Genomic DNA, 16,460 nt, shown 5'->3' with positions numbered 1-16,460 from the left:
GGCTGGTGACGGCGCTGGAGCCGTTCGTGCTCCGGCGACGCGGCGGCCGAAGCGGAACACGTCCTCCGGGTCCACCGCGGCCTTGACCGCCCGCAGCCGCTCGAGGTCGCCGTCGCCCCACAGCGTGCCGACCTCCTGCGGCCCGGCCGCGCCGAGGAAGTTCAGCAGCGCACCCCGCGCGGCCCAGGGCCGCAGCCGGTCGACCACCGACTCGACGACGCCGGGCACGACGTCGGCGACCGGCGGGAACATCGGGCCGAGCACCCAGGCGGAGAAGGCGGCGTCGCGGCCGGCGACGGCGTCGGGGACGGCGGCCGGCCGGGACAGCGCCCCGCCCAGGTGCCGGATCTCCGCCATCGCCAGCGGGAGCTCGACCTCGGGACCGGCGGCCGCCAGCAGCGCGTCGACGGTCTCCGCGGTCAGCTCGCGCAGGGTGAGGCCGCGGTCGTAGGCCGGCATCGGCGTCGTCGGGTCCATGTGGATGGAGTCGACGGCGGTGTAGGGCATCGGCGCGACGGTGTCGATGATCGACGGCGCCGCGGCCCGCATCGGGGCGAGCAGGGCCGCGCCCTCGTCCTCCGGGCCCAGGTGCGCGATCCGCAGGTGCACCACGGTCTGCCCGCGCAGCGGCTCCGGCAGCGACGGGTCCGGGGGCAGCCGCAGGATCGCCACCGAGCTGGTCGTCTCCTCCGGGACGGTCGCCACCCACTCGCGGTAGGCGTGCAGGATGGCGGCGGCCGCGGCGCCGGGGAAGAAGATGCAGCCGCCGTAGAGGGAGGCCACCGGCACGAGGTCGAACTCCAGCGCGGTCACGATGCCGAAGCCGCCCCCTCCGCCGCGCAGCGCCCAGAACAGCTCCGGGTCGCTGTCGGCGTCGACGGTGCGGATCCGCCCGTCGGCGGTGACCACCTGCGCGCGGCGCACCAGGTCGGCGGCGAAGCCGTACCTGCGGGCGAGGACGCCGAGCCCGCCGCCGGTGGTGTAGCCGACCACGCCGACACCGGACGACGAGCCCGACAGCGGGGCCAGGCCGTGCGGCGCGGCCGCGTCGATCACCTGCCGCCAGCGGGCGCCGGCGCCGACCCGCGCGGTGCGCGCCTCCGGGTCGACGGCGACGTCGGCCATGCGCTTCGTCGTGACCAGCACCGCCCCGGCGAGGTCCTCGGCGAGGCCGTGGCCGGTGGCCTGGACCGCGACGCCCAGGCCGCGCTCCCGGGCCCAGCCGACGGCGGCGGCGACGTCCTCGGCGCAGGTGGCGCCGACGACGACGGCCGGCCGCGGGGTGTGCGTGGTGACGAACGGGGCCACCTCGTCGGCCAGGGCGGGGTCGCCGGCGCGCAGGACGGGGCCGGCGACGGCCCGGGCGAGGTCGTCGGTGCCGGGCAGGACGGTGGTCATGGGTGCTCCAGGGGCAGGGGAGGGGGGGCGTGGGCTCAGCGTCCCGCGGTGACCTCGAGCTGGACGAGCATCCCGGGCAGCGCCAGCCGGGCCACGCCGACCAGGGCCAGGGGCGGGGTGGCGCCGGCGAGGGCGAGCCGCTCGGTGAGCACGTCCAGGGAGGCCAGGACGGCGTCGAGGTCCACCGCGTGGACCGTCAGCCGCAGGACGTCGCCGAGGTCCATGCCGCCGGCGGCGAGCACGGTCTCGACGTTGGCGAGGGCGAGGGCGAGCTGGGCCGCCGGGTCGTCCTCGTGCAGCAGCTCGCCGCCCTGGTCGAACGACCCCAGGGCGCCGGTGGTGAGCAGCCGGTCGGGGGTCGGCCGGGCCTGCGCCAGGTCGAACCCGAGGGCCGCGCTCCAGGCGCTGGGGTTGATCCGCTCGACGCGGGCGGTGGTCTGCGTCATGGCGACCACGCTGGCCCGGCCGTCCCCCCAGGTCCATCCCGCAGACCTGGGGATCGGCACCCCCAGACTCCTGGGATACCCGACGTGCCCCGCTGACCTGCACACTGTCGCCTCGTGAGCAGCCTGCTGACCGAACGCGTGCGCGCCCAGGTGGACGGCCTCGCCGTCGGCGGGCTGGACGTCCCGACCTTCAGCGCCTCGGCCCTCGAGACGCTGGCGCGCGCGGTGCCCTTCTCGGCCGCCTGCTTCGCCACCGCCGACCCGGCCACCGGGCTGGTCACCAGCACGGTCAAGTCGGCCATCTCCGACAAGCACGACGAGGAGTGGGCGCACTTCGAGTACGTGGTGCCCGACCCGACGGCGTTCCTGGACGTGTCCCGCCGCCCGGGCCGGGTGGTCGGCCTGCGCACCGAGACCGACGGGCGCACCGAGCTCTCGCCACGCTTCACCGACTTCATCCAGCGCTACTGGGACTTCGGCGACGAGATGCGCGCCGCGCTCACCGTCGACGGCCGCACCTGGGGGTTCATCGCCCTGTTCCGCGAGAGCGGCAGCGGCTTCAGCCCCCTCGAGCAGGAGTTCCTCAGCAGCATCGGCCCGTCCCTGGCCACCGGGCTGCGCGGCGGGCTGCTCGCCGCGGCCGCCGGCCCGGCGGTGGCCGTCGACGGGCCGGCGGTGCTCGTCGTCGACGCGCGGGGCGAGATCGCCTCGGCCAGCGTGGGCGCCGCCGCGCAGGTGGCCGAGCTCGGCGGCGGCCCGCTGGGGGAGGCGCAGCTGCCGCTGGCGCTGCTCAGCCTGGTCGGGGCCGCCCGCCGGGTCGCCGCGGGCGGCCGGCCCGGCACGCCGCGCGTGCGGCTGCGCACGCGGTCGGGCACCTGGGTCGTCGCGCACGCCTCCCCGCTGCTCGCCCGCGACGGCTCCTCTACCGACGTCGTCGTCACCATCGAGGAGGCGCGGCCGCCGGAGATCGTGCCGATCGTCGTGGCGGCGTTCGGGCTGACCCCGCGCGAGCAGGACGTCGTCCAGCTGGTGCTGCAGGGCGTCGACACCAGCGCGATCGCCGCGGCGCTGCACCTGTCGGCGTACACGGTGCAGGACCACCTGAAGTCGATCTTCGCCAAGGTGGGGGTGCGCAGCCGCCGCGAACTCGCGGCGCGGGTCTACTTCGACCAGTACGCCCCGCGGTTCGGCCAGGAGGTCGGCCCCTCCGGCTGGTTCGCCGACGGCGCGGGGGTCCCGGCGCCGCGGACCCCCGATACCGTGACGGGGACCACGTCGAGCGGCCGGTGACCGCGCCGGCCCGTCCCCCCGGGAGCCGGCATGCGCGTGCCACTGACCACCCGTGACTTCCTCGACCGGGCCGAGCTCGTCTACGGCGACCGGGTCGGCGTCGTCGACGAGCCCGACCAGCCCGCCCCGTCGCTCGGTGAGCTGACCTACCGCGAGGTCGCCCGCCGCGGCCGGGCGCTGCAGGCCGGGCTCGACGAGCTCGGCATCGGGCAGGGCGAGCGCGTGGCCGTGGTCAGCCACAACAGCGCCCGGCTGCTCGAGCTGCTGCTGGCCGTGCCGTCGTCCGGGCGGGTGCTCGTGCCGGTCAACTTCCGGCTGTCGGCCGACGAGGTGCGCTACATCGTGGGCCACTCCGGGGCGCGGGTGCTGCTGGTCGACCCGGAGCTGGAGGAGCCGCTCAAGGGCGTCGACGCCGAGCACAAGCTCGGCACGGGCGACGAGTACGAGCAGCTCCTGCGCTTCGACGCCGAGCCCGCGCCGTGGGCCGAGCCCGACGAGGACGCCACCGCCACGATCAACTACACCAGCGGGACGACGGCGCGACCCAAGGGCGTGCAGATGACCCACCGCAACATCTGGGTCAACGCCGTCACGTTCGGCATGCACATGCAGGTCGGCGACCGCGACGTCTACCTGCACACGCTGCCGATGTTCCACTGCAACGGCTGGGGCATGCCCTACACCACGGCCGGTCTCGGGGCCCGGCAGGTGGTGCTGCGCAAGGTCGACGGCGTCGAGATCCTGCGCCGCGTCGACCGGCACGGCGTCACCCTGATGTGCGGCGCGCCGGCGGTGTGGAACGCCGTCCTCGACGCCGCGCAGACGTGGGAGGGCGAGATCCCCGGCCGCGACCGGGTGCGCATCGTCGTCGCCGGGGCGCCGCCGCCGTCGCGGACGATCGCCCGCGTCGAGGCCGAGCTCGGCTGGCAGTTCAACCAGATCTACGGCCTCACCGAGACCGCGCCGCTGCTCACCATCAACCGCCCGCGCGAGGAGTTCGACGCCCTCGACGCCGAGGAGCGGGCGAAGAAGCTGTCCCGGGCCGGCGTCCCGGCGGTGGGGATCCGGCTGGAGACCAGCGAGTCCGGCGAGGTGCTCGCGCAGGGCAACGTCGTCCTGGCCGGCTACTGGGACAACCCGGACGCCTCGGCCGAGGCGCTGGAGGGCGGGTGGTTCCACACCGGCGACGGCGGGGCCATCGACGACGGCGGCTACCTCACGATCTCCGACCGCAAGAAGGACGTGATCATCACCGGCGGCGAGAACGTCTCCTCGATCGAGGTGGAGGACGTCGTCTTCAGCCACCCGGCCGTCGCCGAGGTCGCCGTCATCGGCATCCCCGACGACAAGTGGGGGGAGCTGGTGACCGCCCTGGTGGTCCGCGCCGAGGGGGAGCAGGTCACCGAGCAGGAGATCATCGCCCACTGCCGGGGCAGGATCGCCGGCTACAAGATCCCCAAGCGGGTCGAGTTCCGCGACCAGATCCCCCGCACCGCGACCGGCAAGATCCAGAAGTTCAAGCTCCGCGAGCAGTTCTGGTCGGGCTCCGAGCGCCAGGTGAACTGACGCCGGACGCCTCACCCGCGGGGGTGACCGGCCCTCCCGCGCGCCGCTGACCTCGCCGATCGTGGACCCGGTGCGCCGCTCCTGGGCGCCGGACCCGGGAGGTAGGTCTTCGTGCGAGCGCGCACAGCCCTGCGGCGCGCGGGAGGGACGGCGCTCGGCGCCCTCACCGTTCTCGTGCTCGCGCTCGGCCTGACCGCCGGCCCGGCCTCGGCGGCCCCGAGCGACGCGCAGGTCGCCGCGGCGCAGGCCGCCGCCGACGCCGCCGCGGCCCGCCACGCGGAGCTGTCGGGGCGGCTGGCCGCGGCGCAGGCCGCCGTCGCCGGCGCGCAGGCCGCCTCGGCCATCGCGCTCGACGAGTACCAGGCCGAGCAGGCCGCGCACGACGCCGCGCGCGCCGCCGCGGACGCCGCCGCCGCGGCCGCGGCGCAGGCCGCCGCCGACCTGCGGGCCGCCCGGGACGCGCTGGTGGCCTTCGCCCGGCGCAGCTTCGTCTCGCACAGCACCTACCCCGGCGCGGCGGCGCTGCTGGAGGCCGGGAGCCCGACCGAGCTCATCGAGCGCGCCGCGCTGCTCGACGCCGCCGGCGCGCACCGCGGCGACGAGGTCGACCGGTTCACCGCCGCCGACGAGGCGGCCGAGCGGGCCGATGCCGCGGCGCGGGCGGGCCTCGCCGCGGCCGCGCAGCTGCAGCAGCAGGCGGCCGACGCGCTGGCCGTCGCGCAGGAGGCCGAGCGCGCCGCCCGGCAGCAGGCCGCGGCGGTGCAGGAGGAGCAGACGCGGATCGAGGGAGAGCTGGCCGCCGCGCAGGCCGAGCTCGCCACGCTGGTCGGCGCGCAGCAGGCGGCCGCCCTGCTGGCCCGGCAGGGCCCGCGCCCGGCCTCGACCGGTGGCCTCCCGCGCGACGTCACCGAGGCCGGTGCCGGTTCGGAGTCGGCCGTGCGAACGGCGATCGCCGCGGGCCTGGCCCACCTGGGCACGCCGTACTCCTGGGGCGGCGGCGGCTCGCGCGGCCCGGGCCACGGCATCGACCCGGACGCCGGCGTCGTCGGCTTCGACTGCAGCGGCCTGACCCAGTACGCCTACGCGCAGGCGGGCATCGCGATCCCGCGCAACAGCCGGGCGCAGTACGCCGCGCTGCCGAAGGTGGCACGCGCCGACCTGCGGGCGGGGGACCTGGTCTTCTGGGCGAACGACCCCGGCGACCCGTCGACGATCTACCACGTGGCGATCTGGCTGGGCGACGGCACGGTGCTGCAGGCGCCGCAGAGCGGCGACGTGGTGAAGGTGTCGCCGATGTGGTGGGGCGGCTACGCCGGCGCGGTGCGTCCCTCGGCGTGAGCGGCGGCCCGGACCCGGGCGATGGGGCGTCGGGCAGCCACGGGGGGAGCTGCCCGACGCGAGGACAAGGCTAGCAGCGCCAGCGCCCCAGGGGGCAGGGGTGCGCCGCGCGTCGCGCGTCGTGTCGCGCGCTCGTCCACGCCGTCCGCCGCCCAGGAACCTGTAGGACACTGGCCGTCGACGGGCATGCCGCCCGTCGACGGCCGCCCTCGTCGGGGAGGCCGCCGACCGGCCCGACCAGGGAGCCACGTGACCAGCGCCGCCAGCACCCCTCTCGAGACGTCCAGCCCGTCCGGCAGCTCGGCGGCCGGCGCGGCTGCGGTGCCGCCGTCGGCCGACGCCGCCCGCCTGGAGCGCGCGCTGTTCGAGATCAAGCGGGTCATCGTGGGCCAGGACCGCTTGGTGGAGCGCATGCTGGTGGCGCTGCTGGCCCGCGGCCACATCCTCCTCGAGGGCGTGCCGGGCGTGGCGAAGACGCTCGCCGTCGAGACGCTGGCGCGGGTGGTGGGCGGCAGGTTCGCCCGGCTGCAGTTCACCCCCGACCTGGTGCCCGCCGACATCATCGGCACCCGCATCTACAAGGCCGGCCAGGACGCCTTCGACACCGAGCTCGGCCCGGTGTTCGCCAACTTCGTGCTCACCGACGAGGTCAACCGCGCGCCGGCGAAGGTGCAGTCGGCGCTGCTGGAGGTGATGGCCGAGCGGCAGGTCTCCATCGGCGGCGTCACCCACCCGCTGCCCGACCCGTTCCTGGTGCTGGCCACGCAGAACCCGATCGAGAGCGAGGGCGTCTACCCGCTGCCCGAGGCCCAGCGCGACCGCTTCCTCATGAAGGTGCTCGTCGACTACCCGAGCCCCGAGGAGGAGCGGGAGATCATCTACCGGATGGGCTCGGAGCCGCCGGTGGCCGAGCGCGTCCTCGCGCCCGAGGACCTCGTGCGCATGCAGCGGACCGCCTCGCGCGTCTTCGTGCACCACGCCCTGGTCGACTACGTCGTCCGGCTGGTGGTCGCCACCCGGTCGCCGCGCGAGCACGGCATGGACGACGTCGCGACGTGGGTCTCCTACGGGGCCAGCCCGCGCGCCTCGCTGGGCCTGATCGCCGCCGCCCGCGCGCTGGCCCTCGTCCGCGGCCGCGACTACGTGCTGCCGCAGGACGTGCTCGACGTGACCGCCGACGTGCTCCGGCACCGGCTGGTGCTCTCCTACGACGCGCTGGCCGACGGCGTGCCGGCCGACCACGTGGTCAAGCGGATCGTGCAGACCGTGCCGCTGCCCCAGGTGGCGCCGCGCCAGCGGGCGGCCGGCTTCGGGCCGGGCGCCCCCGGGGGCCCGCACGTGCCGCCGCAGCAGCCGCCGGTGTTCGGGGTGCCGGCCGGCGCGCCGGGCCAGTTCGGCCCGCCCGGGCCGCAGGCCGCCGGCCCGCAGCCGCCCGCCGGCCAGGCCACGCTCGCGCCCCCGCCGGGGGCCCAGCCGCCGTCGCCGAACGGCGGGCCGGCCCCGCAGGCCCCCGGCGGCAACGGCTTCGTCCAGGGTGCGCCGAACCCGCCGCGTCCGTGACGCCCCTGTTCCGCCGAGGGGGGACCCTCCAGCAACCGCCGCAGCCGACGCCCGACCACCCCGGGCTGCTGCTGCACGCGGCGACCCCCGGGTCCGGCGTCGAGCCCGGGGACGGCGACGGCACCGGCGCGCCGCCGCGGTTCACCGACGGGCCGGCCGACGTGCTGCTGCGCCGGCTGGAGCTGACCGTGCGCCGCCGCCTCGACGGGCTGCTGCAGGGCGACCACCTCGGGCTGGTGCCCGGCTCCGGCAGCGAGGCCGGGGACTCGCGGACCTACCACCCGGGCGACGACGTCCGGCGGATGGACTGGCCGGTCACCGCCCGCACCCAGGTGCCGCACGTGCGCGAGACGATCGCCGACCGCGAGCTGGAGACGTGGGCGGTCGTCGACCTGTCGGCCAGCCTCGACTTCGGCACGGCCAACTGCCAGAAGCGCGACCTGGTCATCGCCGGGCTGGCCGCGGTCAGCCACCTGACCGTGCACGGGGGCAACCGGCTCGGCGCGGTGGTCACCACCGGCGAGCGGGTCGACCGGTATCCCGCCCTGAGCGGCAAGCTCGCCGCCGAGCGGCTGCTCCGCTCGGTGGTGGCCACGCCGCGCGCGTCCGGCGGCCGCCGCGGGGACCTGGCCGCCGCCCTGGAGACGCTGCGCCGTCCGCACCGCCGCCGGGGGCTGGTCGTCGTCCTCTCCGACTTCCTCGGCGACAGCGACTGGGAGCGGCCGCTGCGCGGTCTCGCCGCCCGGCACGAGCTGCTCGCGATCGAGGTCGTCGACCCGCGCGAGCTGGAGCTGCCCGACGTCGGCGACCTCGTCGTCGTCGACCCCGAGACCGGGCAGACGCTGGAGGTGCCCACCGGCAACGCCGAGTTCCGGGCCCGCTTCGCCGCCGGCGCCGCGGCCCAGCGCCAGGCGGTCGCCGCCGCGCTGCGCCGGGCCGGCGCCGGGCACCTGCAGCTGCGCACCGACCGCGACTGGCTGATGGACGTGGTCAGGTTCGTCGCCGACCGACGGCGCGCCGGCACCGGAGGAGCCTCCCGATGACCTTCCAGTCCCCGCTGTGGCTGCTCCTGCTGCTCGCCGTCGCCGCGCTCGTCGCGCTGTACGTGGTCCTGCAGCTGCGCCGCAAGCGCTACGCGGCGCGGTTCACCAACGTCGCGCTGCTCGGGTCGCTGGTGCCCAAGCGGCCGGGCTGGCGGCGGCACGTGGCGTTCGGCGTCGTCGCCCTGGGGCTGGCCGCGCTGGTGGTCTCGCTGGCCGTGCCCAGCGCCGAGGTCCGCGTCCCCCGGGAGCGGGCCACGGTGATCATGGCCGTGGACGTGTCGCTGTCGATGAAGGCCACCGACATCGAGCCGACCCGCTTCCAGGCCATGCAGACCGCCGCCAAGCAGTTCGTCGACGTGCTGCCGGAGCGGATCAACCTCGGCCTGGTCTCCTTCGCCGGGTCGGCCACCACGCTCGTGCCGCCGACCACCGACCGCGGCCAGGTCCGCGCGGCGATCGACAACCTGGAGCTGGCCGAGGCGACCGCGATCGGCGAGGCGGTGTTCACCTCGCTCAGCGCGATCGAGAACTTCCAGAACAGCCTGGACGCCCCCAGCGAGGACCTGCCGCCCGCGCGGATCGTGCTGCTCTCCGACGGGTACAACACCGTGGGCCGCGACGACACCCAGGCGATCGACGCGGCGACCGCGGCCGAGATCCCGGTCTCGACGATCGCGTTCGGCACCGACTACGGCACCCTCGACCTCAACGGCGAGACCGTGCCGGTGCCCGTGGACCGGGCGACCCTGGAGCGGATCGCCGACGAGACCGGCGGGAGCTACAGCGAGGCGGCCAGCGCCGCCGAGCTGGAGCGCGTGTACGCCGACCTGGGCAGCCAGATCGGGTACACGACCGAGCCGAAGGACATCAGCCCCTGGTTCGTGCGGACCGGCGTCTTCCTGGCCTTCCTCGGCGCCGTCCTCAGCCTCTTCTGGACGTCCCGCCTGCTGTAGCGGGGGCCCGGTACCGTCCTCCACCCCGCCCCGAGCGGGCGCAGGGTGGAGGACGGCGTCCTCACACGGTGAAGCCGCGCTGGCGGCGCACCAGCTTCTTCACCATGAACAGCGTCTGCAGCACGGTGATCAGGTAGAGCACCGGCCAGCCGATCGACAGGATCGCCGACTGGACGCCGACGCTCTGCTGGTTCCAGGCGAGGATGAGGACCACGAACGTCGCGACGGCGCAGACCGCCGGCATGACGTACGCCGACCCCCGGCCCCGCTCGGCCGCCGCCTGGGCCGCCCAGTTGTCCTTCTCCACCCGGGCGAGGAACTGCACCCAGGCGGTCACGAAGTGACCCATGCGGATCCACATGTACAGCTCCGCCGGGAAGAACAGCAGCGCGTAGAAGATGTCCGACGCGCTCTTGTCGTGCATCGACGCCGCGATCCGCAGGTTGAGCAGCGTGGCCACCGCCGGCGGGATCAACCAGATCGGGTTGAACACGAACGCGTCGATCGACAGCGCCGCGGCCAGCAGGAGCAGGAAGCTCATGCGGGTGCCGACGTTGAACAGCATCGAGACGTTCTCGTACCAGCGCAGCCGCAGGTTGGGGTGCAGCGGCTGACCCTTCGTGTCGCCCCGCTGGCCGGGCCAGAGCAGGTCGATGCCGCCGAAGTTCCACTTCACCTGCTGGCCGTGCAGCGCGCGGAGGGTGAGCATCGGACCGACGAACGCGCGGGCCCGGGCGCTGATCTTGGTGCTGAACCCGGCGTCCTTGATCTGCAGCGACAGCTTGGAGTCCTCGACCTCCGAGTCGCGCACCCAGGGCGCGGACTGGTGGTGGCGGTACATGACCGACTCCAGCGCGCGCACGCTGAAGAGGCTGCACTGCCCGCCGAGGACGGCCATGTTGCGGCCGCGGACCAGGTTGTCCATGTTGAACCCGGCGAACTGGGCCCGCTGGCCGGCGACGAGGAAGCGCGCCATCGCGCCCCTGACCCTGCTCTTGTCGAAGGTGTAGATCGCCGAGAGCCCGCCGATGCGCGGGTCGGTGACCATCTCCTTCTCCAGCCACTCGACGCAGCGCCGGTCGAGGGTGGTGTCGCCGTCGACGCCGAGGATGTAGTCGTAGCCGCGGCTGAGGTAGTAGCCGAAGTTGAGCGCGCCGACCTTCTTGTCGGGGTTCACGCCGATGTCGTGCACGTGCACGTGGGTGCGGAACACCTCACCCTTCACCGTGCGCTCGTGGTAGCCGGCGAACCGGCCGGCGATCTCCAGGGTGTCGTCGTCGGTGTTGTTGACGATCACGTGGATGACGTCCGGCAGCCGCGTCTGGGCCAGCAGCGAGGTGAGGACGTCGGCGATCGTCTCCTCCTCGTTGTAGGCGGGGACGATGCAGCTGATCGTCGCCGTGCGCGGGGCGTCGCGCGCCGGGTCGGCGAAGTCCTCCGGCAGCAGCGAGGTGATGTCGGGGACCCCGCCGTCCCCCCGGGCCATGAGCTGCACCCGGTCGGTCGCGCGCCGCAGGTGCGGCGTGGTGGGCATCAGGGCGGTCATGACGGGTTCTCCTCGAGCGGCAGCTGGAGGGTGTCCAGCACGGTCTGGCGGAAGTAGGTCCCCGAGTCCTCCTCGGTCTCGACCAGCAGGTCGAACTGGACGTAGACGGTCAGCGAGGTGGCGCCGGCGGTGGACGGCGTCAGGCTCAGCACCGTGCCGTAGGTGAACGGCGGGGTGACGACGAACTCCCCGCGGTCCTCGGTGACCGTGGTGCGGGCGGTGCCGTCGTCGGCGGTGACCACGAAGCGGGTCACCCTGGTCTCGGCGCCCGTGCCGCCCTCGAGGTGCGCGGAGAGCTGGATCGTCTTGGCGCTCTCGGCGGTCCAGGCGGTGGCGTCCTCGGCGGTCCAGTAGTCGATCACCAGCGTGCTGGCGCCGGCGGCGACGGCGTGCGTGACCGACCCGGCGTCCAGCTCACCCGCCGGGCGGGTGCTGGACCGCGCCGCGGCCTGCGCGGCCACCTCGGCGGTGGGCGCGGCGGCGGACGTCGTGGTGGCCTCGACGCCCGGGCTCATCGTGACGTCGGGCAGCTCGCAGGCGCTCAGGCCCGCGGCCAGCCCGGCGAGCAGGACGGCGGACGCCATCCTGGTCCTGGCAGAGCGTGGTGACATGCGGTTTCCCCCCGTACGCCCGGTGACCGGAGCGGCCGTCCGGGCAGCCAAAAGGGGGAACGAGCTCGACCGTTCCCCCTGCGGTCGTCACCGACGGTAGGGAGCGCCGACCCCGCAGGAGAACGCCTCTCACGCGAAGGGTGGAACGGGCATGCCGGTGTGGGTGAGAGCGGGACCACACACGTTCACGGCAGCTGCCCGGCTCCTGCCGGGGCCGTCAACGGGCGGGGTCGAGGACCAGCTTGCCGGTGGTGCGGCGGGCCAGCAGGTCCTGGTGGGCCTCGCGGACGGCGGACAGGGGGTAGCGGCCGCCGCCGACCGGCCGCAGCCCGCCCTCGGCGACCATGGGCAGCAGCTCCTCGAGCGCCGCGTCCATCATCTCGGGCCGGCTCATGCAGTGCGCCAGCCAGAACCCGATGACGGCGCGGCTGCGGTGCATCAGCGCGCCGGGGGCGACCGCCGTCGTCTCCTGCCGCGCGGCCATGCCGTAGGTGACCAGCCGGCCGAACGGGGCCAGCGCCGACAGCGAGCCGGTGAACACGTTGCCGCCGGTCATCTCGAGCACGATGTCGACCGGCCTGCCGCCGTTGGCCTCGCGCAGTGCGGCGGTGAACTGCTTCGGGTCGTCGTCGGCCAGCGCCGGGTCGACGGAGGCGTCGGCGCCGAGCTCCTCGGCCAGCGCCCGCTTCTCGGGGCTGGAGGCGGTGGCGATCACCCGGCCGGCGCCCCACCTCCGGGCCAGCTGGACGGCGAGCGAGCCCACCCCGCCGGCGCCGGCGATCACCACGACGGACTCCCCCTCCCGCAGGTGCGAGCTGGTGCGCAGCAGGTGCCACGCGGTCGCGCCCTGCAGGACGACGGCGAGCGCCTGCTCGTCGGTCACGTCGTCGGGCACCGGCCAGGTGAGGCGCGTGTGCGCGGCGACCTTCTCCGCGTAGCCGCCGCCGTCCAGCAGCCCGACCACCCGCTGCCCACCGCCGGCCGGGGTCCCCACGAACTCCGCGCCCGGCACGAGCGGGAGCCGCTGCGGGGCGAGGTAGCTGTTCTCGGTCTGGTGCGTGTCGGCGTAGTTGATCCCGGCGGAGGAGACGTCGAAGAGCTGCTGGCCCTCGCCGGGGACGGGGTCGGGGAGCTCGACGACGTCGAGGACCTCCGGGCCGCCGAAGCGGGTGATCTGCACGGCTCGCATACCGCGAGGCTAGGGCGTGCCGCGGGAGCCCGGCCGCCCCCCGCCGGCGGGCCCGCGGCGCCCGGCCCGCATGCTGGTGGCGATGGGCCCCGACCGGCTCCCCAGAGCGGGGGAGGAACGCTCAAGGAGGCTGCCGGTGGTGCCGACCCCCTTCCCCGTGCGACAGGGACTCCGAGCCGCCGGGATCGGCATCGCCGAGCACGTCGGCCTGGTCGGCATCGCCGAGCACGTCGGCCTGGTCGGCATCGCCGTGGTCGTCGGCCTGGTCGGCCTCGCCGGGCCGGCCGCCGCCGCGCCGTCCGACGGCCAGGTGAGCGCCGCGCAGCGGGCGGCCGACGACGCCGCCGCGCTGGTCGGGCAGACGCTGGAGCAGATGGGGGCGGCGCAGGCGGCGCTGGCCGAGGCCGAGGGGCGCGCTGCGCTCGCCCTCGGGGAGTACGAGCAGACCCGGCTGGCGCTGGAGCGGGCGCAGGCCGATGCCCGGGCGGCGGCCGCCGCGGCCCGGCAGGCCCGGGCCGACCTGGCCGCGGCGCGGGGCGCCGTGGCTGCGTTCGCCCGCGACAGCTACATGGCGGGCAGCACGTCCCCGCACCTGGAGAGCCTGCTCACCGCGTCGGACCCGGCGGAGGTCCTGGAGCGCCTGGTGCTCCTCGACGCCGCGGGGGATCACCGGTCGGCCGTGCTCACCACCGTGGCGGCCGCGCAGCAGGCGGCGACGGACGCCGAGGCCGTCGCCGGCGCGGCGGTCGACGAGGCCGACCAGCTGCGGCAGCGGGCGCAGGCGGAGCTGACCACGGCCGAGGCCGCCCGGACCGCCGCCGCCCGGCAGGTGACCGAGCTGCAGGCCCGGCAGACCGCGCTGCAGGACCAGCTCGACCGGGCTCGGGAGACCCTCGTGGGCCTGGAGGCCCAGGCGGCGGACGCGCCCGCCGACCCGCCGTCCGGTCCGGCTCCCGGCACGACGCCGACCCCCGACAGCGCGCCGGCCCCCGACACGGCGCCGCCCGCCGACGCGGCGGCACCCGCGCCGACCGGGCACGACTGGGACGCCGTCGCCCGGTGCGAGTCCGGCGGCAACTGGAGCATCAACACCGGCAACGGCTACTACGGCGGCCTGCAGTTCAGCCCGTCGACCTGGGAGGCGTTCGGCGGCCTCGCCTACGCGCCGCGGGCCGACCTGGCCACCCGCGAGGAGCAGATCGCCGTGGCCGAACGGGTGCTGGAGGGGCAGGGCCCCGGCGCCTGGCCCACCTGCGGCCGCAACCTCTGATCCGCCGAGCGGGATGCTGGTGGCATGGCCAGCGAGCACGTGACCGGGTGGGAGCAGAGCGGCGGCGAGGACCTGGCGCACGCCGTGCGGCGGTCGGACGCCGACGCGCCCCCGCCCTGGACCTCGGTCTGCGGCAGCCAGATCGGTCTCGTCCGCGGCGCGTGGACGCCGGGGGAGGGCCGCTCGGTGCCCCCGTGCCCGCGGTGCGCGGAGCTCACCGCCGGCTGAGCCCGGCCGGCGTCCGGGGCGACCGCCGCGCTCCTGGGGTCGAGTTCGCCCTCCCGGAGGCCTGCGGCACCGCAGGGCCGCGAGCTCATCCCCTGAAGCCGTTCCGCGAGCACTGCTCCTGCGCTGCTGCCCACCCCGGTCCCCCCTGCTCGAGCGTGCCGCCGGCCGGGTCCGGCAGGCGCACCCGGCGCACGGCGCCCACCTCCGCGATCCCTCGCGCCGGGCTCGGGAAGGTGTGACCTGCGACCACCGACTAGGTTTCGACTGCGACAGGGTCGTCCGGCGCAGGGGAGTGGCACGTGGGCAGATCGGTGCTGGTGACCGGCGGCAACCGCGGCATCGGGCTGGCCATCGCCCGGTCCTTCGCCGAGCAGGGCGACTCGGTGGCGGTGACCCACCGCGGCAGCGGGGCGCCGGAGGGCCTGTTCGGCGTCCGGTGCGACGTCACCAGCAGCGAGGACGTCGACCGCGCGTTCGCCGAGGTCGAGGAGCACCAGGGCCCGGTCGAGGTGCTGGTCAGCAACGCCGGCATCACCCGCGACGGCCTGCTCATGCGCATGAAGGAGGAGGACTTCGCCGAGGTCCTCGACGCCAACCTGACCGCCGCCTACCGGGTGGCCAAGCGGGCCTCGGCGCGCATGGTGCGCAACCGCTGGGGCCGGATGGTGTTCATCTCCTCGGTCGTCGGCCTGCTCGGCTCGGCCGGGCAGACCAACTACGCGGCGAGCAAGGCCGGCCTGGTCGGGCTCGCCCGCTCGATCGCCCGCGAGCTGGGCAGCCGCAACGTCACCGCGAACGTGGTCGCGCCGGGCTTCGTCACCACCGACATGACGGCGGCGCTGCCGGAGGAGCGGCAGAAGGAGATCCTGGGGCAGGTCCCGCTCGGCCGGTACGCCGACGCGGAGGAGATCGCCGGCGTCGTGCGCTTCCTGGCGAGCGACGCGGCGGCCTACATCACCGGGGCGGTCGTCCCGGTCGACGGCGGACTGGGGATGGGGCACTGATCGGGCATGGCTGACGGAATTCTCGCGGGCAAGAAGGTCCTCGTCACCGGCGTGCTGACCGAGGCGTCGATCGCCTTCGCCACCGCCCGGATCGCGCAGGAGCAGGGCGCCACCGTCGTCCTGTCCAACTTCGGGCGGGCGCTGTCCCTGTGCCAGCGGATCGCCAAGCGGCTGCCGCAGGAGGCGCCGGTCGTCGAGCTCGACGTGACGAACACCGAGCACCTGTCGACCCTGGCCGACCGGCTGCGCGAGCACGTCGGCGACACCCTCGACGGCGTCGTGCACTCGATCGGCTTCGCCCCGCAGGAGGCGATGGGCGACGGCTTCCCCGAGGTGGCCTGGGAGCACGCCGCGACGGCGTTCCAGGTGTCCACGTGGTCGATGGCCTCGCTCACCCAGGCCTGCCGGCCGCTGTTCGGCGAGTCCGCCTCCGTCGTCGGGCTCACCTTCGACGCCTCGGTCGCCTGGCCGGTGTACGGCTGGATGGGCGCGGCCAAGGCCGCGCTGGAGTCCACCTCCCGCTACCTGGCCCGCGAGCTGGGGCCGGAAGGCGTGCGGGTCAACCTGGTCGCCGCCGGGCCGCTGCGCAGCATGGCGATGAAGTCCATCCCGGGCAGCAAGCAGTTCGAGGACGCCTGGGAGACCCGCGCGCCGCTGGGCTGGTCGGTCACCGACACCGAGCCGGCCGGCAAGGCGGTCGTCGCCCTGCTGTCGGACTGGTTCCCCGCCACCACCGGGGAGATCGTGCACGTCGACGGGGGATTCCACGCCGTCGGCGTGTGACCGCATCCGTCGTCACCCGTACCAGAGAAGAGCACCACGTGCCCCGCGCCATCGTCGACATCAACCCCGGCCAGCGCCCCGACGAGGACCCCTCGCTCGCCGTCCGCAACAACGGCGGCACACCGCCGTCGGCCGCCCCGGCGCCGGCCGGCCCGCGCGCGGCGCGGCGCCGGCGCTCCTTGGGCGGGCCCGAGGGGGCCCACGACGGCAATCCGTTACTATATTACATCACCCC

General features: G+C 75.5%; 15 protein-coding genes and 1 pseudogene. 11 read left to right on the top strand and 5 right to left on the bottom strand.

Translation table 11 applies throughout. The features are described 5' to 3' along the window. The coding region (locus ACI78S_RS24370; protein WP_456977569.1) for an FAD-binding oxidoreductase at positions 1-1,398 on the bottom strand (1,398 nt) is incomplete at its 3' end. Positions 1,399-1,433: 35 nt separating this feature from the next. Next, positions 1,434-1,844, bottom strand: a complete 411-nt coding sequence (locus ACI78S_RS24365) for a RidA family protein (protein ID WP_456977568.1) — start codon at positions 1,842-1,844, stop codon at positions 1,434-1,436. 114 nt (positions 1,845-1,958) lie between these two features. Here ACI78S_RS24365 and ACI78S_RS24360 point away from each other — a divergent pair, with 114 nt between their 5' ends. The 6 genes from ACI78S_RS24360 (at position 1,959) to ACI78S_RS24335 (ending at position 9,594) form a co-directional block, all read left to right on the top strand. Next, positions 1,959-3,134, top strand: coding sequence for a LuxR C-terminal-related transcriptional regulator (locus ACI78S_RS24360; protein ID WP_456977567.1), 1,176 nt, complete (start codon positions 1,959-1,961; stop codon positions 3,132-3,134). A gap of 30 nt (positions 3,135-3,164) precedes the next feature. Continuing rightward, entirely contained in the window at positions 3,165-4,700 is a 1,536-nt protein-coding gene (locus tag ACI78S_RS24355) for an AMP-binding protein (protein ID WP_456977566.1), read from the top strand. 111 nt (positions 4,701-4,811) lie between these two features. Beyond that, positions 4,812-6,038 (top strand): C40 family peptidase, encoded by a 1,227-nt coding sequence (locus tag ACI78S_RS24350; protein WP_456977565.1) that lies wholly within the window; start codon positions 4,812-4,814, stop codon positions 6,036-6,038. A gap of 249 nt (positions 6,039-6,287) precedes the next feature. After that, complete coding sequence (locus ACI78S_RS24345) at positions 6,288-7,598, top strand: AAA family ATPase (protein WP_456977564.1); 1,311 nt, start codon at positions 6,288-6,290, stop codon at positions 7,596-7,598. Beyond that, positions 7,595-8,641, top strand: coding sequence for a DUF58 domain-containing protein (locus ACI78S_RS24340; RefSeq protein WP_456977563.1), 1,047 nt, complete (start codon positions 7,595-7,597; stop codon positions 8,639-8,641). The genes ACI78S_RS24345 and ACI78S_RS24340 overlap by 4 nt, the downstream gene beginning before the upstream one ends. Then, positions 8,638-9,594: a VWA domain-containing protein gene (locus ACI78S_RS24335; RefSeq protein ID WP_456977562.1), complete on the top strand. Its 957-nt coding sequence runs from the start codon at positions 8,638-8,640 to the stop codon at positions 9,592-9,594. The genes ACI78S_RS24340 and ACI78S_RS24335 overlap by 4 nt, the downstream gene beginning before the upstream one ends. A gap of 61 nt (positions 9,595-9,655) precedes the next feature. Here the strand turns inward: ACI78S_RS24335 and ACI78S_RS24330 are convergent, their stop codons facing one another. From ACI78S_RS24330 to ACI78S_RS24320, 3 genes are all read right to left on the bottom strand, one after another. Beyond that, positions 9,656-11,140: a glycosyltransferase family 2 protein gene (locus ACI78S_RS24330; RefSeq protein WP_456977561.1), complete on the bottom strand. Its 1,485-nt coding sequence runs from the start codon at positions 11,138-11,140 to the stop codon at positions 9,656-9,658. Beyond that, the gene (locus tag ACI78S_RS24325) at positions 11,137-11,724 is read right to left on the bottom strand and encodes a hypothetical protein (RefSeq protein WP_456977560.1); all 588 of its coding nucleotides are present in this window, start codon (positions 11,722-11,724) and stop codon (positions 11,137-11,139) included. The genes ACI78S_RS24330 and ACI78S_RS24325 overlap by 4 nt, the downstream gene beginning before the upstream one ends. Before the next feature lie 244 nt (positions 11,725-11,968). Continuing rightward, positions 11,969-12,940, bottom strand: a complete 972-nt coding sequence (locus ACI78S_RS24320; RefSeq protein ID WP_456977559.1) for a quinone oxidoreductase family protein — start codon at positions 12,938-12,940, stop codon at positions 11,969-11,971. Positions 12,941-13,097: 157 nt separating this feature from the next. On the opposite strand from ACI78S_RS24320, the gene ACI78S_RS24315 reads away from it, so the two are divergent. From ACI78S_RS24315 to ACI78S_RS24295, 5 genes and pseudogenes are all read left to right on the top strand, one after another. Further along, the gene (locus ACI78S_RS24315; RefSeq protein ID WP_456977558.1) at positions 13,098-14,210 is read left to right on the top strand and encodes a transglycosylase family protein; all 1,113 of its coding nucleotides are present in this window, start codon (positions 13,098-13,100) and stop codon (positions 14,208-14,210) included. A gap of 24 nt (positions 14,211-14,234) precedes the next feature. Continuing rightward, positions 14,235-14,438 (top strand): hypothetical protein, encoded by a 204-nt coding sequence (locus ACI78S_RS24310; RefSeq protein WP_456977557.1) that lies wholly within the window; start codon positions 14,235-14,237, stop codon positions 14,436-14,438. Between the two features lie 299 nt (positions 14,439-14,737). After that, positions 14,738-15,442: a 3-oxoacyl-[acyl-carrier-protein] reductase gene (fabG, locus tag ACI78S_RS24305; RefSeq protein ID WP_456977556.1), complete on the top strand. Its 705-nt coding sequence runs from the start codon at positions 14,738-14,740 to the stop codon at positions 15,440-15,442. Positions 15,443-15,448: 6 nt separating this feature from the next. Continuing rightward, a complete protein-coding gene (gene fabI / locus ACI78S_RS24300) occupies positions 15,449-16,225 on the top strand; it encodes an enoyl-ACP reductase FabI (RefSeq protein ID WP_456977555.1) in 777 nt (258 codons plus the stop codon). 38 nt (positions 16,226-16,263) lie between these two features. Continuing rightward, a pseudogene (locus tag ACI78S_RS24295) lies at positions 16,264-16,460 on the top strand (ferrochelatase); the annotation flags it as partial.

Source organism: Geodermatophilus sp. SYSU D00815, from assembly GCF_054050035.1.
The sequence above is the reverse complement of the archived record's forward strand: the minus strand, read 5'-3'. Positions and strand labels throughout refer to the sequence as shown.